General features: G+C 61.8%; 16 protein-coding genes. 7 read left to right on the top strand and 9 right to left on the bottom strand.

Annotated features, from left to right (window positions below):
- Positions 1–2 precede the first annotated feature (2 nt).
- On the bottom strand, positions 3–1,925 hold the full coding sequence (locus tag DFR51_RS03540) for a hydantoinase B/oxoprolinase family protein (RefSeq protein WP_121047644.1): 1,923 nt from the start codon (positions 1,923–1,925) through the stop codon (positions 3–5).
- A gap of 16 nt (positions 1,926–1,941) precedes the next feature.
- The gene (locus DFR51_RS03535) at positions 1,942–3,999 is read right to left on the bottom strand and encodes a hydantoinase/oxoprolinase family protein (RefSeq protein ID WP_121047643.1); all 2,058 of its coding nucleotides are present in this window, start codon (positions 3,997–3,999) and stop codon (positions 1,942–1,944) included.
- A 224-nt stretch (positions 4,000–4,223) separates the two neighbouring features.
- Here DFR51_RS03535 and DFR51_RS03530 point away from each other — a divergent pair, with 224 nt between their 5' ends.
- Complete coding sequence (locus tag DFR51_RS03530) at positions 4,224–4,961, top strand: GntR family transcriptional regulator (protein WP_160119144.1); 738 nt, start codon at positions 4,224–4,226, stop codon at positions 4,959–4,961.
- 3 nt (positions 4,962–4,964) lie between these two features.
- Here DFR51_RS03530 and DFR51_RS03525 read toward each other — a convergent pair whose 3' ends face one another.
- From DFR51_RS03525 to DFR51_RS03505, 5 genes are all read right to left on the bottom strand, one after another.
- Positions 4,965–6,089, bottom strand: coding sequence for a CaiB/BaiF CoA transferase family protein (locus DFR51_RS03525; protein WP_121047641.1), 1,125 nt, complete (start codon positions 6,087–6,089; stop codon positions 4,965–4,967).
- An 11-nt stretch (positions 6,090–6,100) separates the two neighbouring features.
- Positions 6,101–7,255: a CaiB/BaiF CoA transferase family protein gene (locus DFR51_RS03520; protein ID WP_121047640.1), complete on the bottom strand. Its 1,155-nt coding sequence runs from the start codon at positions 7,253–7,255 to the stop codon at positions 6,101–6,103.
- Between the two features lie 70 nt (positions 7,256–7,325).
- Positions 7,326–8,642, bottom strand: a complete 1,317-nt coding sequence (locus DFR51_RS03515) for an amidase (RefSeq protein ID WP_197723709.1) — start codon at positions 8,640–8,642, stop codon at positions 7,326–7,328.
- A gap of 586 nt (positions 8,643–9,228) precedes the next feature.
- Positions 9,229–9,639 (bottom strand): VOC family protein, encoded by a 411-nt coding sequence (locus DFR51_RS03510; protein WP_121047638.1) that lies wholly within the window; start codon positions 9,637–9,639, stop codon positions 9,229–9,231.
- Positions 9,629–10,135, bottom strand: a complete 507-nt coding sequence (locus DFR51_RS03505) for a pyridoxamine 5'-phosphate oxidase family protein (RefSeq protein ID WP_420853149.1) — start codon at positions 10,133–10,135, stop codon at positions 9,629–9,631. The genes DFR51_RS03510 and DFR51_RS03505 overlap by 11 nt, the downstream gene beginning before the upstream one ends.
- Positions 10,136–10,319: 184 nt before the next feature.
- Between DFR51_RS03505 and DFR51_RS03500 the strand changes: the two genes are divergently transcribed.
- Complete coding sequence (locus DFR51_RS03500; RefSeq protein WP_121047636.1) at positions 10,320–11,213, top strand: LysR family transcriptional regulator; 894 nt, start codon at positions 10,320–10,322, stop codon at positions 11,211–11,213.
- A gap of 489 nt (positions 11,214–11,702) precedes the next feature.
- A complete protein-coding gene (locus DFR51_RS03495; RefSeq protein ID WP_170151739.1) occupies positions 11,703–14,537 on the top strand; it encodes a TonB-dependent receptor in 2,835 nt (944 codons plus the stop codon).
- 142 nt (positions 14,538–14,679) lie between these two features.
- Here the strand turns inward: DFR51_RS03495 and DFR51_RS03490 are convergent, their stop codons facing one another.
- Positions 14,680–15,126 (bottom strand): Lrp/AsnC family transcriptional regulator, encoded by a 447-nt coding sequence (locus DFR51_RS03490; RefSeq protein WP_121047634.1) that lies wholly within the window; start codon positions 15,124–15,126, stop codon positions 14,680–14,682.
- A gap of 118 nt (positions 15,127–15,244) precedes the next feature.
- Between DFR51_RS03490 and alr the strand changes: the two genes are divergently transcribed.
- From alr to dinB, 4 genes are all read left to right on the top strand, one after another.
- Positions 15,245–16,396 carry an alanine racemase gene (alr, locus tag DFR51_RS03485; RefSeq protein ID WP_121047633.1) on the top strand — a complete coding sequence of 384 codons (1,152 nt, stop codon included), beginning with the start codon at positions 15,245–15,247 and terminating at the stop codon, positions 16,394–16,396.
- Complete coding sequence (locus DFR51_RS03480) at positions 16,393–17,649, top strand: D-amino acid dehydrogenase (protein ID WP_121047632.1); 1,257 nt, start codon at positions 16,393–16,395, stop codon at positions 17,647–17,649. Before alr ends, DFR51_RS03480 begins: the two co-directional genes overlap by 4 nt.
- 25 nt (positions 17,650–17,674) lie before the next feature.
- Positions 17,675–18,022, top strand: coding sequence for a RidA family protein (locus DFR51_RS03475; RefSeq protein ID WP_121047631.1), 348 nt, complete (start codon positions 17,675–17,677; stop codon positions 18,020–18,022).
- A 179-nt stretch (positions 18,023–18,201) separates the two neighbouring features.
- On the top strand, positions 18,202–19,314 hold the full coding sequence (gene dinB, locus DFR51_RS03470; RefSeq protein ID WP_121049696.1) for a DNA polymerase IV: 1,113 nt from the start codon (positions 18,202–18,204) through the stop codon (positions 19,312–19,314).
- A gap of 437 nt (positions 19,315–19,751) precedes the next feature.
- Here dinB and DFR51_RS03465 read toward each other — a convergent pair.
- The coding region (locus tag DFR51_RS03465) for a dipeptidase (protein ID WP_147423397.1) at positions 19,752–20,697 on the bottom strand (946 nt) is incomplete at its 5' end.

Below are 20,697 nucleotides of genomic sequence, written 5' to 3'. Positions count from 1 at the left end.
CCTTACTCCGCCGCGTAACGCTGCGGCATCGGAACAGGTTCGCCGCGCTTGCTGAACCATGCGGTGGCTATCGGCGAGGCTACGGGATCGACTGGCGGCTGGAGACCGGTTTCCTCGAAACAGCTGGCGCGTAGCTCCGCGATCGACGGCCCGAACTCAAAGGCATTCACCTGCGGGCGGCTCTTGCGCATCTCCGCACGCAGCGTCTCGGTCGCCTCGCTATCCACCACCCCATCGGCCGAAATGACCACGCCATAACGCCGCGCCCCTTCCGGTGTAACGAGCCCTGCCTCCACGTCATAAGCAACGGCAGCGAGATCGCGCTCCAGCGGGTCCCCCCAGCCGCCACCGCCCCACGTATCAAAGATCAGGCGGTCCCCCGGCTGCACGAAAATGTGATCAATCTTCGACGGCAGTATCTTCTCCTCACCGTCCACCCGCACCAGCAGCTTGCGGCTGCGTTTGCCAGGCTGTCCACCCTTCACGCCCCACGGATAGGTCAGCCAGCGGTCGTCGTGGATGGAGATTTCGCCTTCCACGTCGAACACATATTCGGTGCGCACACCATTGCCGCCGCGATGCTTGCCTGCACCGCCGGTGTCCGGCAGGGATTCGAAGCGATCGATACGGATTGGGAAATACGCCTCGATATACTCGTTCGGCACGTTGCGGAATTTCGGCCACAGAGAATGCCCGTCCGGCCCGTCGCCACCCGGCTTGCCGGGGATGCCACCGAAGCCGATCTGGAACAGCAGGAACCAGTCATTGCCCTTGTTGAAACCCGAGTACATGAAGTGGGGGCTGTCTGAAAAACCAGCCGCGACGAGGAAATCCGGGTTCGCCGAACCGAACAACCCACTGATGATATCGAAAATGCGTCCAAGCGCGTGTGTGCGCCCATTGAGCGCTGCGGGCGCGATGGGGTTCAGCAGCGTACCCTTGGGAATACGCACGTCGATGAGATCGATGTAGCCGTCATTGAGAACGATCTGCGGATCGTACACGTTCACCATGAACTGCCCGCAGAACATCTTGAACATGCGCTCGTTCAGGTAGAAGTTCACACAACCTGCCGATTGCGGATCGGTACGCGAGAAATCGAAGATAAGCTTGTCACCTTCCCGCCACATCTCGCAGCCGAGCTTGTAGGGACCATGACCCCGCGCATCGTCGCAAATCCAGTCTTCGAACACGACCTTCTTTTCGGGCATCGTGGAAACGATCAGCGAACGCATCGCTTCCCGGTTGCGCTTCAGAAGCTGATTCTGCGCGGAGACGAGAACATCGGCGCCGAAACGATCCGCCATTTCCACGAGACGCGCCGCGCCCGTGCGACATGCGGAAAGGATCGCGAAGAAATCCGCCTCGTTCCAATCCGGTGTGCGCGTGTTGCGCATCGCCATGCGCAGCAGATCCTTCTGCAACTCACCCTTCGAAACGATCTTCACCGGCGGGATGACGATGCCTTCCTGCAAAAGATCGGATGAATTCACCGGCATGGATGCCGCCGTCATGCCGGAAATGTCCGACATGTGGCCGAACATAGCGGTCCAGCCGAGCAGACGGCCTTCGTAAAACACCGGCATACAGAACAGCCAGTCGTTCAGGTGGCTGATCGCGCCCTGGCAGGCGTAGGGATCGTTGGTGAGAAGAACGTCGCCTTCGGAAACCTCCCCGTCATAATTGTCGACAAACCCGTCGACCGGCGATCCGAACTGCCCCGCGAGCATCATGCCTTCACGATTGGTCAGCACCGGGAAGCCATCGCGCTGTTCCCGGATGATGGGCGATATCGCGGTGCGGAAGAGAATGGCGTCCATCTGCACACGGGCGTTCTGGAACGCGTTCTCGATGACATCGAGCGTGACCGGATCGACATCGATCGTCGGCCAGGGCGTGGTGTTGGTTTCGATGATCCTTGCCATCTTGTGCCTCCAGTTCTCAGCGGTCGTCGCGGATGAGCAGATTGCCGACGGCGTCGACCGTCGCGTGGCTGCCGGGCAGGATGAGCGTGGTGGAATCAAGCTCGGTGACGATGGCCGGGCCGTTCACGCGGTCCCCGGCGAGCAGCTTGCGCCTGTCGTAGATCGTTGCGTCGTGCCAGGCGCCGCTGTCGAAGACGCGCGCGCTGTGCACAGCGGCGCGCGCCGGATCACCGTCACCCTCCGCCAGTGTATTCTGGCCCACGTCGGCGCCCGGCCCCTGTGCGATGACGCGCAGGTTTACCAGCTCCTTCGCCTTGTCGAGACTGAAGCTGAACATCTGCTCGTGCAGGTGATCGAAGCGCTCGGAAGCCTTGGCGAGGCCATGCTCAGCAAATTCAGCAGGCGGCAGTGAGACTGTGATGTCTGCCGATTGGCCCGCATAGCGCAGGTCCACCTGATACACGATCTCCTGTGCATCTTCGGGAATACCTTCGACATCGAGCGTGGCGCGCACGCGCTCCTCAAGCTCATCGAGAAGTCCCTGCAGCTCGGCCACATCGATCCCGTCGACCGGGCGGATCATGGTGCGTGCCGCCTCGTCGCGCAGACGCGTCGTCGCATCGCCAACGGCGCACAGCACGCCGGGACCACGCGGCACGATAACGGGCCACGCCCCCAACAGGCGACCGAGCGCGTTCGCATGCAGCGGGCCCGCGCCGCCGAACGCCATCAGCGAGAAGTTGCGCGGGTCGTACCCCTGTTCCACCGAGACGAGCCGCAGCGCGCCGAACATGTTCTCGTTGACGATGCGGACGATACCTTCCGCGGCCGTCTCCAACGTGAGCCCCAGCGCGTCGGCAATCTTCTGCACGGCCTGCTGCGCGAGATCACGGCGGATCGTCATGTCGCCGCCAAGTCGCGCATCTGCCGGCAGATAACCGAGCACAACGTTGGCGTCGGTCACGGTCGGCTCCGTGCCGCCCTTGTCGTAGGCCGCCGGACCCGGGACTGCGCCTGCCGACTGGGGACCGACACGGAGCGCTTTGGTCAGCTCGGGAACGGTCGCGATGGAGCCACCGCCGGCACCCACCGTGCGCACGTCCACTGAGGACGCGCGGACAACGACGTCGTGCACGACCGTCTCGCGGCGCACCTGCGCCTCGCCGCCTTCAACGAGGCAGACATCTGTCGACGTGCCGCCCATGTCGAACGTGATGATGTTCGGGAAACCAGCCTGCTTCGCGACCCATATCGCACCCGCGACGCCACCCGCAGGGCCGGACATCAGCAGGTTGACCGGGAAATCCGCGGCGGAAGCTGCCGTCGCAAGACCGCCATCGGAACGCAGGATGGAAAGTTTCACTTCGCCGCTGGTACGTGCCTCAAGATTGGTCTTGAGATTTGAGACATAGCGCGACACCACGGGCTTCACGAACGCATTGGCCACCGTGGTGATGGCGCGCTCATACTCCTGCATTTCCGGCAGCGTGTCCGAAGATACCGAAATCGAAATGTCCGGCAAAACGTCGCGGACGATCTGCTCGACGCGCTTCTCGTGCGCTGCGTTCACGTAGCTGTTCAACAGCGAGATCGTGATGGAACCGACGCCGCTGCCCTTGAAACGCTGCAGGTCAGCACGCAGACGGGCCTCGTCGAGTGGACGGACGATCTCGCCGCTCGCACTGATCCGCTCCGAAACTTCAAGCGTGTGCTTCAGGGCCGCCATCGGCTTGCCCTTCACGAAGTTGATCCAGCCGGAAAGCGCGCCGGGCACGAAGCCGCGCGCCAGATGCAGAACCTGTTGGTAGCCTTCGGTGACGATCAAACCGACCGACGCGCCGTTTCCAGTCAAAACCGCGTTCGTCGCGACCGTGGTGCCGTGCATCACATGCGTGATCTCGGCCATGTTCAGACTGTTTTCGCGGCAGGCTTTCTCGATTCCGGCAATCACCGCTTCCGAAGGATCGGCCGGCGTCGACGGCACCTTCGCCGTGTATGTCCGGCTGGCCCCTTCATCGAGCAAGAAAATGTCCGTGAACGTCCCGCCGACGTCCACTCCAACCCGAAGACCCATACCACTCCCTCCACTCGCGAAACGGAATTCATCGTGCCGGCGCCCTCCCCAGGGTCTGGCCGCACGCGTCGCGCAACCCGTAAGCTGACAAAGGGCGGCAGGCAGGTCAATGGAAAAGTTCGAACTTTTCATTCGGTTAGTTTGATTTGTTGAATTCTTGTGATTTTCGAGCCAAGTACGAAACGCTGAAGCGGGCCGTGCTGGCGGCAACAAAGGAGAACAGAGTGACCAAGGTGAGCGCCGGACGGCGCCCGAGGTATGAAGGGGTTTATGCCGATCTGCGCGAACGCATCGATTCGGGCGAATTCGCAGTTGGCTCACCCTTCCCCACCGAAGTGCAATTGTGCGCCGAACTCGGGGCAAGCCGCTATGCCGTGCGCGGCGCTCTCCAGCAGCTTGAGGAGGAAGGCCTGCTCAGTCGCCGCCGCGGCGCGGGGACCACAGTGCTGCGCCACACACCGATCCAGACATTCCGCCACGCCATCGGCTCCCGTGCGGACCTTTTACATTACGCACACGCCACGCACATGCATTGGGAAGAGCAGGAACGCCTCAGCGCGGACGGGCAGCTTGCCCGCCAGCTTGGCTGCGACGAGATGCGCGAATGGCACACCATGCAGGGCGTGCGCTACGATGACCACGACATGCCGCTTTGTATCGTACGTGTATATGTGGATGTTACGCGGGCGACGCTGCCAGACGAAGACGGATTTTCGGACGAACCGGTCTACGAATGGCTGCACCGTGTCCACGGTATAAAGCCGTCGGGCCTGTCGCAGGATATACGCGCAAAAATGCTGACACCTGCCGAAGCGGGCAAGCTCGGCGAACCCATTGGCGTTTCTGCGCTCCAGATCATCCGGCGCTATTTCGATGCCGCCAACAGCATCTACCTGATTTCGGTGAATACGTTCCGTTCGCGCGATTTCGTTTACAACATGCGACTGGAACTGAAGGACTGAACCTCAGCTTCGCGTCCATCCCGAGGCGCGGATCGCAGCGCCGTCCGCGTCCAGCGTCGGCGCGCGTAAATGCACCTCGCCAGGCTCGTCGGCGAACTTGACCGGCGTTCCGACCACGCGTCCACCGATCCCGTCATCGACGAGCATCTCGCGGGCCGCCGCGTGCGGGTGATCGAAACCCTCGGCCATGTTCAACGCCGGCGCCCAGCTGACCTCCACGGTCGGCAGGAACGCGCACCAGTCATCGAAGTCGCGCGCACTGAAAATTTGCCGCAGTTCGCCGATCAGCTGTTGCTGGATAGGCCCGGGCTCGGCCTCCGCGAACGGGATCAACTCCTCCCGGCCGAGCGCCGTGAGCAGCGATCTCGCGAACTTCATTTCGCGGCCTGTGAGCGCGATGAAACGGCCGTCGCGCGTCTCGTAGAGATTGTAAAAGCCGGAACCGCCGATGGACCTGTGCGTCCGCGTCGTCGGCGGCAAACCGCCCGCCAGCACAGGTCCTGAAAGATGCGCCGTCCACGCCATCAGCGCGTCGTACATTGAGGCATCGACGATGTCCCCGTGCCCCGTCGTGGTGCGCCGATAAAGTGTCATCAGCACCCCGACGAGCCCCGTCAGCGCGCTTCCCATATCCGCAGAAGGAAGCCCAGGGACCACCGGACGTTCGTCGCCATTGTCGTTGATCGCCAGAAAGCCGGTGTAGGCCTGCGCGCCCATGTCGTGGCTTGCCTTGTGGGAGAGCGGGCCGGACTGCCCGAACGCAGACAGCGAACAATAGACGAGGCGCGGATTGCGCGCGCGCAGCGTCTGCGCATCGATGCCCAGTTTCGCCGCGACGCCCGGCCGGAACCCTTCGATGAAGACATCGGCCTCGTCCGCCAGGCGCAGCAGCACCGCCACGTCCTCGGCCTTCTTGAGGTCAAGAACGATACTGCGCTTGCCGCGATGGACGTTCTTGAACCAGATCGAAAGGCCTTCGGCATCATATGGCCCGAACGCACGGCTCGGTTCGCCGCCCGGCGGCTCTATGCGGATGACGTCCGCACCGTGATCCGCCATGATCTGCGTCATCACCGGCCCCGGCAGGAACATGCTGAGATCGACGACCTTGATACCTTCAAGCTTCACAGATTCCCCCTTCAGGCAGCGTCGGCGGAAAAGCGACCGCGCAGCGCCGGACCATCCGCATCCAGCCCGGGCGCAGCGCGCTGCGGAAGACGCGCGCCGTCGAAACGTAGTGGGTTGGCGAACATCCTGAGTGTGCGGCCGGCGGGGTGCGGCACGTCCCGCACCATGCCGACCTCGGCCACGAACGGATTGTCGATGGCCCCGTCCAGTGATTCCACGGGTGCCACGGGAATCTGGCCTTGCAGAATTTGCATCCATTCCGCGCGCGTTCGGGTCATGAACACGGCATCGAGCACATCGGTAAGCACATCGCGGTTCTCGCGGCGGCTGGCCAGATCGGCGAAGCGCGGGTCCGCGCCAAGCTCCGGCCGGCCGATCAGTCTTACAAGGATTTCCCAGAACTTCTGGTTCATGCAGCAGATGTAAAGCCAGCCGTCTGCCGTCTTGTAGAGCTGCACGGGCACGGTCGAAGGGTGCGCGGAACGCGGCGTCTGCGGCGTGATGACACCTTCGTTCAGATACCAAGTACCCTGATAAGCGAGCTGGTGGAGTGCCGCGTCGAACAGCGAGACATCCACATCCATGCCGATACCGCTGCGCTCCGCGCCCCGAATCGCGCTGACGAGGCCGAATGCCATCATCATGCCGGTCATGTAGTCGACCATCGAAAGCCCGACGCGCGTGGGCGGGCTGCCGGGGTCGCCGGTCACCGCCATGAAACCCGCTTCCGCCTGCATCAGGAAATCGTAGCCCGGCCAGTCGGCGCGCGATCCGGTGCGGCCATAAGCGGAAATGTGGCCGCAGACGATGCGCGGGTTCACTGCCGAAAGCGCGGCATGATCGAGGCCAAGCTTTGCAGGCAGGCTGCCGCGCAGATTGTTCACCACCGCATGCGAGTCAGCCACCAGCCGGTGCAACAGCGCCCGATCGGTGTCGGCCTTAAGGTCGAGGATGAGACTGCGCTTGTTGAGGTTGAAGCACTGGTAATAGAGGCTGTCGGCCTCGCCCAGCGTCAGCGGCCCGGTCTTGCGCGCATAGTCGCCGTCCGCGCCTTCCACCTTCACCACGTCGGCGCCGAGATCGGCAAGGAACATGGTTGCATATGGCGCGGCGCCATATTGCTCAAAACTAATGATTTTCAGGCCGTCGAGTGGCAACGCGGTCATGAGCCCTCCCCTTTTCGCGGCCGGAGACTGCCGAAAAGGCCGGACACAATCAATATAAATGTTCGAACTTTTAAATGAGATTGATCGGAGAGCGCCGATGATGATGCTCGGTCGCCGCCTCGAAGGCCGCCGCCACACGAAACAGCATCGCCTCTGCCCTCCACGGCGTCGTGAGTTGCATTCCGATCGGAAGATTTCGCCGATCGAAACCGCAAGGCACGCTCAGCGACGGCACCCCGGCTGCGCCAAGATCATAGGTGTTGCGCGCCACAAGTCGCGTCGTCGCGACCATGTCCGTGGCGTCGGCCCAAAGCGGCGCGGTGACGGGCGTTGTCGGTGTGAGCAGCACATCCATCCCGGCAGCGAATGTATCGCGAAGCGTCCGCTGAAACTGCTGGAGCAGGCGGATGCAGTGCGCGTAATCGGTGCCGCTCACCTGATGCCCAAGCTCTATGCGCCGCCGGACTTCCGCGCCGATCCGGTCCGCATGTTCGGGGTAAACATCGCGGCGCGCATCGGCGACATCGGCGAGCACGAAGCGGAACGCGCCGCCGGTGCGCAGCGTCTCCGCCTCCCCCAGCGGCACGTCGACGAGCGTGCAGCCGAGCCGTTCCAGCACGCCCGCAGCATCGTCCACGGCACGCGCCACGCAGTCCTCCAGGTTCTCGTAGAAGAACGCCCGCGGCAGTCCGATGCGCAGCCCCTTCACGCCCGCGTCCATCCCTTCCAGCAGCGCCGCCGGATCGGCGAAAGACAGGGGATCGCGAGGATCATAGCCGGCAATGGCCGCATACATCCGCGCTGCATCCGCAACGGTGGCGCCGAACGACCCAACCACATCGCAGATCGTGCTGACGTCCAGCACGCCATGATTGGAAACACGTCCCAGCGTCGGTCGCAGCCCCACGACACCGCAAAGCGCTGCGGGCACGCGCACCGAGCCGCCCGTGTCCGTGCCGATCGCCGCGGGTACGATCCCGGCGCCCACTGCTGCTGCCGATCCGCTGCTCGACCCGCCCGTGATGCGTGCCGTGTCCCAAGGATTGCGACAGTTGCCGAAGGCAGCGTTTTCCCCGGTCGCCCCGAAGCAGAACTCACTGAGGTGGGATTTCCCGATCAGCGTCGCACCGGCATCCCGCAGGCGACGTACCACCTCGGCGTCGACGATTGCTGGCGGCGCATCCCGGTAGACCGCGGATCCGTGCGTCGTCGGTCGCGCCTGCCAGTCGATACAGTCCTTGACCAAGACCGGCACGCCGCAAAGCGGGCCCGCACCGCTCTTCGCCTCCCGATCGAGCCAAAGCACGGCATTGACTGATGGATTGACCCGGTCGGCGGCATCCAGCGTCCGCGCAATGGCCTCCTCCGCGTGATGTGCCTGACCCACTTTCATCCTCCACCCTTCAGCCTTGGTCGAACCAACAACGCTACGCTTCCACCGATCGGCAGCACGACCCGCAGATGCGAAGGTCCCGCCATAGCTATGGAGTGGGGCAAGGCTGGCGGGTCCGACCAGACGCCCACCATGAAAAACAAGCCCCCCTGATAACCCACAACATAGGCCTCAACGCCAAAACCCTCAGCAACACACGGCGCGATGGGAGGCAGCACCAGCGCTCCTCCGGTTACCAGCAACTGGACGAGTACAATCAGAAAGAGCCCCTTATCTAAGTTACCCGCAACCCGATGTAAATTTTGTTCGAACAAATTTCACCCGTTTCCTCGCACATGGCGCGTTTGTCGTAAAGGCGGAGAAAATTTGCCAACAGAGATCATGGCCGTCGCTCCTATGGCCCATGAAGAACAGATCTTCTGCGACCCAATCGAGCGACCGGCTTTATCATCCTCCGCGGCATGCTGCTCGGCCCACTTTCGTCAGAACTGCCTTGCGACTGGTGATGATCCGAACCCGCCTTTCACCCAAAGACGTGCGGTTTTCTCTGCACGTGTCGGCGCTGCTCCAACCGTCGCGACTAGGCAAACGGCGTGGCGAACTCGATGCGTATGCCGCCCGGTATGAACACGAGGAAGTGACGCGTCGCCGATCCCTGGCGGATCGGCACTGGCGACACGTCGACGACCACGTCGGGATGCGCGCTCACCTTTTTCCATACCGTATCCAGAGCAGCGTCATCGGCGACGGCGAGAGACAGATGATGGAGTCCAATATTCGCTCGGCGATCGAAGGCCCGAGCGGCCAGCGGATCAGCCACGCGCCAGAGCGTCAGAAGCACCGCGCCGTCGGATACGAAGATTGAAGGATAGTCCGGCACGCCGCCAACCTCATCAAAGCCGAGCAGCCCGCAGAAGAACTCTCGCGCCTGATCGAGATCGGGCACCGTCAGCCCTATATGGTGAACACCGATCGTAAGCTTATCTGCCATGTATATTTCCTTCCAGTTCCTCGATCCGAGCGCGCAACCTCGCAAGCTCTTCAAGCAAAGGCTGCGCGCCCTTCTCGATCTCGGCTTCGGTGAAGCGCGGCGTAATATGTTGGGGGCAGTTCCAGTCGAACCCGACAATATCGATCAGGAAAGCGCGTTCCGGCACTGCTCGGTAATCCGGCACCACAAGCGCAGCGATGTCCGCTGGATCGTCGCTGGTATACGCATGGCCAATCAGCTTGAGCCGACGACGATTTGGATAATCCATCAGGAACAGGGAGACACGATCGTCCGCCGCCAGGTTCGCGGTCGAAAGATACTGCATATTGCCGCGATAATCCGCAAAGCCGATCCGGTTGCCTTCGATTCTCTTCAGGAAGCCGACAGGACCGCCGCGATGCTGGATGTAAGGCCACCCGGCTTCGCTAACGCTCGCCATGTAAAAGCTGTCACGCGCCAGGATGAACTCGACTTCCCGGTCGGTGAGGACGTCCACCTCTCCCGCGCCCGCCTCCATGCGGGCGTAGGAGGCGCGGGAGCCGGCCTCTTCCTGGAGCGCTCGGCTGCCGGGTCCGAACATCGTGTGAAGGAATGTCTGTGCCATGGGATGCTGGATAGCGCATTGCACTTCTCACGATAATGACCGAGAATTATCATTCATTATTTCAATTTTGAGAATTATGGATCGTTTCGAAACCCTCACTGCCTTCGTCGCCGTCGCAGATCAGCGAAGCTTTGCGGCTGCCGCCCGGGCACTCGCCATATCGCCGCCGGCAATCACGCGCGCGATTGCGTCGCTTGAGCGCCATCTGGAGGTGAGGCTTTTTCACCGTTCGACCCGGGCGGTCGCGTTGACGGACGATGGCGCGGCCTTTCTCGATCGTGCCCGCCGGATTCTCATTGATTTGCGAGAGGCCGAACAGATCGTCATGGGCGGCCGTTCCGTTCCGCGCGGGCAACTGTATCTGACGGCGCCGGTGATGTTCGGCAAACTGCACGTGCTGCCGGCACTCAGTGCATTGCTGGCCAGCCACGAAGGGCTGAGCGCTCGCATGATGCTGATCGATCGCAACGTCCGCATCGTTGAGGAAGGGATCGACGTCGCGGTACGGATCGGCACGCCCGCCGACAGCGCATTGCGGGTAGTGGCGATCGGATCCGTCCAGCAGACGATCGTCGCCAGCCCGGAATATCTGGCTGAACATGGCGCGCCTGCATCCCCGTCCGAACTGAAGGACCATCGCTGCATCATTGGGAGCGGCGTTCGCGCGGGGGGTGCGTGGGCATTTGGGCCAAAAGGCGAAACGATTATCGACGTCGCCCCCCGCCTGACGGTGAACACCGTGGACGCGACGATCGCCGCCGCCGAGGCCGGGCTCGGTCTCGCCAATCTGCTGAGCTATCAGACTGCGCAGGCCATCGCCGCCGGCAGGCTGGTACGGGTACTCGCGCATGATGCGCCCCCTCCCATGCCCGTGAGCCTGCTGTTCGAAGGCGGGCGTGCCGCGATGCCGGCCGTGCGGCTGTTCATCGAGGCCATGAAGGAGCGCGCGCGACAACGCGCTTGGGCGTGAGCGGCTTCGGTCTGTCGGCGGACACCGTGTTTTCCGGAGAATCCATGTAGAGTCGGCAGGTTGCGGCCAGCCCCAGATTTGCACAGTTCAGGCTGTGCGGAATTAACCTTTTGAGGTCCATTTGAGTGTACGTTTGGGCCACGCGGCTCACCACAAACACGAATTTACTCGAACAAGGCCGAAGGGGTGTCCAGCAAGCATGAGGCTGGGCCGATAATCGTCAACCCGTCCTAGAAGTGTAACAATGGGTTGCTACCGACCGTCGCGCAGACTGCCGGCAACTTTCGACGCACGGTCCATTCTCTGAGGCCCTCTTCCGCTGGCCCGGACCGGAACGCGCGAACCAGGGCTTAGAGGCTGCCCATCGCCAATCGCGGAGCGTCCGCATCAGCCATGCCGGCACCTGTCGGCATGAAGGGGGAAGTCATGTCCAGGTTCCGTTCCATCACCCGTTTGACAGCCTGCCTGCTCTGCAGCAGCGGCGCTTTTGTGATCGCACAACCGTCCCAGGCCTTCGCCCAGACCACCGGGACTGCGGAAACCGCTGACGCGGCCCTTTCTGGTCGGGTTTGGCAGGCAGCGACACAGGCCGCGCTTTCGGGCGTGATCGTTCGCATCCTTGAAACGGGACAGTCCACGACAACGGACACACAAGGCGGATATCGCTTCACCGGCCTTTCCGCCGGCACGTATACGCTGAGCTTTGACTACCTCGGTTATCCTACGCGGTCGGAAAGTGTACGGATCGCACCCGGCATGGTCGCGGCGCACGATGTCATGCTCGGAGAGGACGATGCGACCATCCTCGTCGTCGGCCAGCGCGGCGCACAAGCGCAGGCACTCTCCAGGCAACGCGCCGCCGACAACGTCCGCAACGTCGTCTCCGCAGATCAGGCCGGGCGCTTCCCCGATTTCAACGCAGCCGAATCGCTGCGCCGCGTGCCGGGCATTTCGGTGCAGCGTGAAGTGGACGCCGGCGAGGGTCGCTACATTTCGATCCGCGGCCTCGACAGCGGGCTCAACAACACGAAGATCAACGGCATGAACGCCGCGCAGCCGGAGAAGGAAAATCGCCGCGTTCCGCTCGACATGATCCAGACGAGCGCGCTTTCGAGCATCACCGTTCACAAGACGCTGCTGCCCGATCAGGACGCCGATGGCATCGGTGGGGCTGTCGTTCTGGAAACGGCGACGGCGTTCGACTACCGCGGTCCGGTCATCGATTTTACCGCAAGCGGCTTCTATCACGACCTCTCCGACAAGGTGCAGCCGATGGTGGAAGGAACGCTCGCCACCCGCTTCGGCGCCGACGACCGCTTCGGCATCCTCGTGTCGGGCGCATGGTCGAAGCGCAAGACGCGCGGCTTCGTCTTCTATCAGGACGAGGACTATCTGAGCTTCGTGGAAGACGATCCGGCGAGCGGGGTGACGCCGCTGCAGTACCACCTGACCGAATACGACAACGAACGCGAGAACATCTCGGCGAACGTCGCGCTCAACTGGGCGGTGAGCGATGCGACCGAACTGACCTTCAAGGGTAGCTTCAACCGGCTGTTCGACAAGGAACTGAGCCATGCGCTCTACTTCGAGGCAGGCACCGACGAATACGATGACGACGGCAACCTGATCCTCTCCGAGCCGGGCACGGCAAACATCTTCAACCAGTATGAAGAAACCGAACTGACGCAGCAGTCCTATGTGCTTTCCGGAAAATCTCGCGCCGGGACGGTGACGTTCGATTACGGTGTCGGCTATTCGACCGGAAAGCGCGAGGAACCGTTCGATAATGAAGTCGCGTTCACGAAGGAGCTGGAAAGCAACCTGCTGGGCTACGACTATTCCGGGCGTTTCCCGATACCCAACCTGACGCCCGCCGATGTGGCCGCGATTGCCGATCCGGACGGTTATGTGCTCGGCTACAACGATATCGATCAGGACGATTCGGAGAATACGCGCTGGGCCGCGAATTTCGACGTGACATGGGAACCTTCGGGTTCATGGCTGCGCACGGTGAAGGCCGGCGTGAAGGTCGAACGCTCGCGCCGGAAACTGTTCGAGGCGAACATCATGGAACTGACGGGGCCGCTGACGATGGAGGAATTCGGCGTTGGCCCGTTCATCGACCCGGCCGTGGTCGGCGCACCCTATGCGCCGTGGCTGTCGCTCGACATCGGCAATCTGATGCGCTGGCGGCAATATTCGCAGAGCCTCATCGACGGCAACCCCGACTTCGTGAACGAATATGTCGAGGACGGCGGCATCCCGATCGACGAGGACAGCTATACGAGCGACGAGGATACTTACGCCGGATACGTGATGGCGAAGGGCGTGTGGGGAAACTGGGACGTCGTCGGCGGCGTGCGCATCGACCACACACGCGTTTCCTCCACGAACTGGGAACTCATCGAGCTTGAGGACGAAGACCCCGTCTACAACCGCGTGAAGGGCAAGGCGAATTACACGAGCGTGCTGCCCCGGCTCCAGGTGAACTACCGGCCTTCCGACAACTTCGTCGTGCGCGGTGCCTTCTACACTTCGATCGCGCGTCCCGAGGCGCTCTACATTTCCGGCGCCACAGAGATTTCCGAGGAAGACGGCGAGGTCGATGTGACGATCGGCAACCCCGGCCTGAAGCCGGCCTATGCCTACAACTTCGATCTCAGCGTCGAACGCTATTTCGGGTCGATCGGCATTCTTTCGGCTGGCGTCTACTACAAGAAGATCGACCGCTTCATCTTCAGCGAGATCGCACCCGAAACCGAAGCCGACCGGACGCGTTTCGAGAACGATCCGCGGCTGGCCGGCAAGGTGATCGACGACGTCATCACCTATACGAACGGCAAAAGCGCGGAGATCTATGGGGTCGAGTTCAACCTCGTGCGGCAGTTCCCGGAGCTTCCCGGCGCGTTCGGCGGCCTTGGCGTCTATGCGAACGCGACGTTCCAGAAAAGCAAGGCCGACACCGGCCTCGACGGGGTGTCGAAGGGGGATTTCTTCAACGCGCCCGAGGCCATTGTCACCGGCGCGGTCACTTACCAGAAGTACGGGATCGAAGCGTCGCTCGCCTATAGCTGGCGCGATCGTCAGACGGCACGCTTCTCAAGCTACAACACGCGGATCGTGGAAGAAGCGCACGGGTCGCTGGATGGCCAGTTCAGCTACCAGTTCACGCCACGTTTCAAACTGTTCGTCAACGCGGTCGATATTCTGAACAGCGGCAAGGACCCGATCCTCGACGAACGCTATGGCGAGGGTTCACGCTATCTGGAAGGTGCAAGCTATACCGGACGCACGGTGACCTTCGGTGTCAATGCCAGCTTCTGATCGGAATTTCAAAAGTGAGATCGAAAGTAGGGCTCCGATGGCCCTCTTCAGAAAACCTCAATGGTTGTTTTAAGAAAGGTGCAGACATTCCTCGAAATTCCGCTTCGAGGTCGCGTTCAAAGTGTCCGAACGGAAGGCAAAACTATGCACGCCTGTGGCTGCGCATGGCGAAGCTCGATGTGATACGCGACACACCCGGCAGGCGCGAAAGCACCTCACGGTGGAATTGGCCATAATCGTCGATGCCGGCAATCTGGATACGCAGAATATAATCGCCCGCGCCGGTCATTAAGTGCCATTCCTCAATCTCGGGATGCCTGCGCAGCGCGGCCTCGAAGCGCGACAGATATTCCTCGGTCTGGCGATCGAGTTCGACCTGCACGATCGCGACCGTGCCTTCCTCGGGCAAGGCGCCCGTGACGATCGCCGTGTAGCCGCGGATAACGCCTGTTTTTTCCAGGAGGCCGACGCGGCGAAGGCAGGCCGACGGTGAAAGCCCAACCTTTTGCGCGAGCGCATTATTGGGAATGCGCGCGTTGAGGCGAAGCTCGATCAGAATTCTGCGATCGATATCGTCGAGCGAGAGCATGCACTTTCTTCCAAAACATCGAATATAATTTCAATACTTTGTATATATGCGCACTTGAAACATCACAGAAGCGGAAAATTCGAACTGGATGCGGATACACCCCCTTTCAGGAGGCGGCATGTCCGGACATATCAAAACAGCGTTTTCCAGGCTGGCACTCGATCTCGGCGCCGTCTGTGCCAATTATCGCACGATCGCGCGTCGCGTTGCGCCCGCCGCCTGCGGCGCTGTCATCAAGGCGGATGCTTACGGCCTCGGCGCGAGAGACGTTGCCCCTGCCCTCTACGACGAAGGCTGCCGCGTCTTCTTTGTCGCGCAGTTCAGCGAGGCCCTGAACGTGACGGATGTGCTCGGCGAGGACGCCGAGATCGTCATCCTCAACGGTCTCGAACCCGGTGCTGAAGCGGCCTGCGCCGCGCACGAGTTTCTGCCTGTCCTGAACGCTGACAGTCAGGTCGCGCGCTGGCGCGACCTCGCGCGCGCGAAGGGCACACCGCTTCCCGCCGTGCTACAGGTGGATAGCGGCATGTCGCGCCTTGGCCTCGACGCGTCAGCAGCGGCATCGCTGGCGGCGGACCCGGCATTCGCGCGGGAAGTACCGCTTCGACTGATCATAACCCATCTGGCCTGTGCGGACGAACCAGGCCACGCGGCGAATGCGGAACAAAGCGCGCGATTTCGGGCGATCCGGAGGCTGTTCCCCACAGTGCAGGCATCTATCGCCAATAGCGGTGGAGCTTTTCTCTCCTCCGCTTTCCACTGCGATCTCGTTCGGCCCGGCATCGCGCTCTACGGCGTGCAACCCCATTCAAGCAGTATTCTGATGCACCCCGTGGTCCGGCTCGACGCGCGTATCCTTCAGATTCGGGAGATCGAGGCAGGTATTCGCGTCGGCTACGGACTGGACTATGCCGCACCGTCACGCCGCCGCATCGCGACGCTGGGGATCGGCTACGCCGACGGCTGGCCGCGCTGCCTAGGAGGAACGGGAACGGGAACGGGATCGGCATGGCATGCGGGGCAGCGTCTGCCGATCGTCGGCCGCGTTTCGATGGACAGCATGACGATCGATCTGACCGCGCTTGCTCCCGATGCACTTGCAGAAGGCGACTTCGTCGAACTGCTCGGCCCTTCCCAATCGCTCGCAGACGTCGCGCGCGATGCCGGGACCATCGCTTACGAAATCCTCACACGGCTCGGCACGCGTTCGGAACGCATCTTTGCAGGGCATCAAACAGCCGCAGCCGCGGCTTTGGAGACAGTGCAATGAAGGTTGCTGTTCTTGGTGCAGGCATCGTCGGCATCACATCTGCCTATTATCTCGCAGAAGCAGGCCACGACGTTACAGTGATTGACCGCCAGCCTGGTCCGGCGCTCGAAACCAGCTTCGCCAACGCAGGCGAGGTTTCGCCGGGATATGCCTCGCCTTGGGCCGCTCCCGGCATCCCGCTAAAGGCAATGCGTTGGCTTTTTATGCACCATGCGCCACTTATTCTGCGCCCGAAGCCCGATCTTGCCATGGTGCGCTGGATCGCCGCCATGCTGCGCAACTGCACTGCGGCGCGTTATGCGCTCAACAAGAGCCGCATGGTCCGCCTTGCCGAATTCAGCCGCGACGAGCTTGGCGCGCTGCGCGAACGGCTGCGCCTAGACTACGACCAGCGCGCGCTCGGCACGCTGCAGCTTTTCCGGACGCAGAAGCAGCTGGATGCGAGCGCGGGCGACATCGACGTGCTCCAGTCCTACGGCGTGCCGTACGAAGTGCTGGATCGCGACGGCTGCGTACGCGCGGAACCCGGTCTCGCGGCATCGCGCGACCGCTTCGTCGCCGGGCTGCGTTTGCCCGGCGATGAAACCGGCGATTGCTACAAGTTCACGGTCTCGCTCGCGCAATGGCTCGAGGCTCAGGGCGTGAACTTTCGATACAATACCGGCATCGAGGCGGTGGAAACAGCATCCGGTCGGGTCAGCGCCGTGCGAACGACGCAGGGCACGATCGCCGCGGATGCCGTGCTCGTGGCACTCGGCAGTTACTCGTCGCGGCTGGTGCAGCCGCTTGGCCTGCGCCTGCCGGTCTATCCCGTGAAAGGCTATTCGGTGACGCTGCGAATCGCCGAGCCGGACCGCGCACCGGTTTCGACCCTGCTCGATGAAAGCTACAAGATCGCCCTCACGCGGCTTGGCGATCGCATCCGCGTGGGCGGAATGGCCGAGATTTCCGGCTACGACAACAGCCTCCCGGCCCGCCGCAAGGAAACGCTCCTGCACTGCGTGAACGATCTGTTCCCCGGCGCGGCCGATCTCAAGGAAGCCGGATACTGGAGCGGCCTCCGCCCGATGACGCCCGATGGTCCACCGATCATCGGCACGACGTCAGTTCCGGGCCTCTTCCTCAATACCGGCCATGGCACACTCGGCTGGACGATGGCCTGTGGCTCCGGCCGGCTGATCGCAAGCCTCATCAGCGGAACAACGCCCCCGATCGATCCGGAAGGGCTTGACATAAAACGCTATTCATCGTGACGGACAGAGCGAGAAGGAGATTTTCATGAGCATTCAGCGTTTGCATTCCGGCCCCCGCATGAGCCAGGCCGTGATCCACGGAGGAATCGTCTATCTGGCCGGTCAGGTCGCGCTCGGGCCCGACGTGTCGGAGCAGACGCGCGCCGTGCTTGCACAGATCGACAGCCTGCTCGCCGAAGCAGGTACGGACCGGTCCCGGATTCTTCAGGCGACGATCTGGCTTGCGGACATGGCCGACTTCGCCGCCATGAACGTCGTATGGGAGGAATGGATCGGCGGCGGCGGCGCGCCAACGCGCGCTACCGGCGAGGTTCGCCTCGCAACACCCGACTACAAGGTCGAGATCATTGTTACTGCCGCTCTGGGTGAATAAATAGGGCGGGACAACGGGACGAGAAGGTATCTGGCCAAGCGATCGACGTTCTCGTTTTAAGCCAGAGATGTTGGAAGCGCGATGGCCGCCGCGCTGTAGTCGAGCCGGCAGGCCTGCGGCGCGCCTCCTCCATGTGCACGCGAGGGCACATGGCGCCGAACGAACACAGTGTTCACATTATGTTCGTTCGGCACTACCTTGGCGGTGTGACCGCAGACGTGCGTAAAATCATCCACATCGACATGGATGCGTTCTTTGCATCGGTCGAGCAGCGCGACGATCCGGCGCTCCGCGGCAAACCCGTGGCCGTTGGCCACGGCGCAGCGCGCGGCGTCGTGGCGGCTGCCAGCTATGAGGCACGCGCATTTGGCGTGCGTTCTGCGATGCCATCGATCTCGGCACTGCGGCGTTACCCCGATCTCGTCTTCGTGGCGCCGCGGTTCGACGTATACCGCGCGGTCTCGAAGCAGATTCATGCGATCTTCTCCGACTATACCGATCTCATTCAGCCGCTTTCACTCGATGAGGCGTATCTCGACGTGACGACGAACCGGCGCGGCATTGTAACCGCGTGGGAGACGGCAAAGGATATCCGTGCGCGCATATTCGCAGAAACCGGCCTCACCGCATCGGCCGGCATCTCCTACAACAAATTTCTTGCAAAGCTCGCGTCTGATCATCGTAAGCCAAATGGCCAGTTCGCGGTAACACCTGAAATGGGTGCCGCGTGGGTGGAAACGCTCCCCGTCGCGCGTTTCCACGGCATTGGCCCGGTGACAGCAGCGAAAATGAAGCGCCTCGGTATCGAGACGGGCCTCGACCTGCGCGACAAGCCCCTCTCCTTTCTGCGTCTGCATTTCGGAAGCGCTGCGGAGTGGTATCACGCGATCGCGCGCGGCAAAGATGACCGGCCCGTCGATCCTGCGCGCGTTCGCAAGTCATCTGGCAGCGAGACCACATTCGCGCGGGACCTCATGGATTGCGCGGAGATCGAGTCCGGCGTGCTTGGACAAGCGGACGAAGTCTGGGCGTGGTGTGAGAAGGCGGAAGCTTTCGGAAGGACCGTCACCGTCAAGGTGAAGTACGCGGATTTTGCACAGGTCACGCGAAGCCGAAGCGATTCCGTGCCCATCAACAATCGTGCGCGTTTGCACGAACTCAGCCTCCGGCTAATCCGTAGCGTGCTACCGACCCCCAAGGGTATCAGGCTCGTTGGCGTCACCGTCGCGAATTTTGCAGCACCCGATACCGCGTCGGCGCACCTGCCCCTGTTCTGGCAGCCGATGGAGTAGTTCGAGGGAAGAACCCCCACCCCTTTCCGTCGGCTTGACCGTCTTGTCCCGCCCCTTCGCGGCTTTGATAGAAACGACGCTCAACCCGCGACGGTATCTCCCTTCCCACCCCGCGCGATATACCATCAAAAATATCATCAGACTGAGGATATGTGGCGGTCCATAGCGGGATGACCTGGGCTCAGGACACATTGAGTTTACACAGCTGACCCTCACTGAACGGGGAGCGGGTTCCGAAAGCCGTCCCGCGTTCATCGACCGGATCAAATGGCAATTATGTATTTAGGTTGGCAACCTCTTTGCACAAGCACAGTGGGGCCAATCCTGTTGATTATTACGATAGAAACTACAACATAAATCGTCTTATTATATTAAGCGCTGAGCGCAATATTTACCACCTGCAAAATCTCTAATATACTTATACTGAAATTATTCTACTATTCTACAACACCCGGCGTCACACCTCTCGCCTCTCTGCTTGCAATGCCGGCCGGTTTCCAGACAATATTTGCGACACGGACCAAGTTTCCGCCGAGAATCTTGGAGATATCATTATCATGATAGCCGGCCTTGATCTGCAATTCGATCAGTTCCTCGATCTGGGCAGGAGAGACAAGTTTTAAGCCTTCGCCGACTTCATAGCCCAGGCCCGGCGGGAATGTGTCCCTCATTTTCTTGATGTATTCATCGAGTTCCTGCCTGTCGAATACATAGTCGAGACCGATCCCGACGTGATCGGCGCCTACCAATTGCACGACATGGTCCATATGCCGGAAGTAGGTCTCGGATGAACTGTCGTTGGCGCCGAGGAAGATGCCGATTCCGTTCAGGCACACGACGCCGCCTGTCCCCGCGCACGCGGTGATGAGGTCGTCGGGGATATTGCGCGGATGATCCCATATCGCGCGCGGGTTGGAGTGCGAGAAGATCACCGGCTTCTCGCTGTATTCCATAACGTCCCGCGCGGTGCGATAGCCGGTGTGCGTGCAGCAGGCGACCATGCCCACACGCGCCATCTCGTCAAGAACCTGACGGCCGAATGCGGTGAGGCCGCCGTCATCATCCTGACAGCCTCCGCCAACACGGTTATTCCGGTTGTAAGCCATCAGCATCCAACGAACACCGAGATCGTAATAGGTGGAGATCAGGCTGATCTGATCGCCGATGCCATTGGCCCCCTCGATGTCAAAACCGATGGCAAGACGTCCCGTCTCACGCGCGCGCACAATGTCGTCAACGGAGTCGATGAGGAGATAGCGGTCGCTTCGCGCGGAAATCCAGTGTCGGAAGTGTGCGATCATCCGGAAATGCTCTTCGACGCCCTGCTCGCCGAACCCGACATTGATCATCACAACATCGACACCGCTCGACCGATACAGTTCT

The organism is Sphingosinicella microcystinivorans (assembly GCF_003634215.1).
Classification (GTDB): Bacteria; Pseudomonadota; Alphaproteobacteria; order Sphingomonadales; family Sphingomonadaceae; genus Sphingosinicella; species Sphingosinicella microcystinivorans.
This window is presented reverse-complemented; position numbering and strand designations above follow the sequence as displayed.

Excerpts from the sequence above, each read along its gene's own strand:
- DFR51_RS03540 (WP_121047644.1), bottom strand. The coding sequence starts at position 1,925 with ATGGCAAGGATCATCGAAACCAACACCACGCCCTGGCCGACGATCGAT.
- alr (WP_121047633.1), top strand. The coding sequence starts at position 15,245 with ATGTCCGGACATATCAAAACAGCGTTTTCCAGGCTGGCACTCGATCTC.
- DFR51_RS03500 (WP_121047636.1), top strand. The coding sequence starts at position 10,320 with ATGGATCGTTTCGAAACCCTCACTGCCTTCGTCGCCGTCGCAGATCAG.
- DFR51_RS03475 (WP_121047631.1), top strand. The coding sequence starts at position 17,675 with ATGAGCATTCAGCGTTTGCATTCCGGCCCCCGCATGAGCCAGGCCGTG.
- DFR51_RS03535 (WP_121047643.1), bottom strand. The coding sequence starts at position 3,999 with ATGGGTCTTCGGGTTGGAGTGGACGTCGGCGGGACGTTCACGGACATT.
- DFR51_RS03520 (WP_121047640.1), bottom strand. The coding sequence starts at position 7,255 with ATGACCGCGTTGCCACTCGACGGCCTGAAAATCATTAGTTTTGAGCAA.
- DFR51_RS03490 (WP_121047634.1), bottom strand. The coding sequence starts at position 15,126 with ATGCTCTCGCTCGACGATATCGATCGCAGAATTCTGATCGAGCTTCGC.
- DFR51_RS03510 (WP_121047638.1), bottom strand. The coding sequence starts at position 9,639 with ATGGCAGATAAGCTTACGATCGGTGTTCACCATATAGGGCTGACGGTG.
- dinB (WP_121049696.1), top strand. The coding sequence starts at position 18,202 with ATGTTCGTTCGGCACTACCTTGGCGGTGTGACCGCAGACGTGCGTAAA.
- DFR51_RS03480 (WP_121047632.1), top strand. The coding sequence starts at position 16,393 with ATGAAGGTTGCTGTTCTTGGTGCAGGCATCGTCGGCATCACATCTGCC.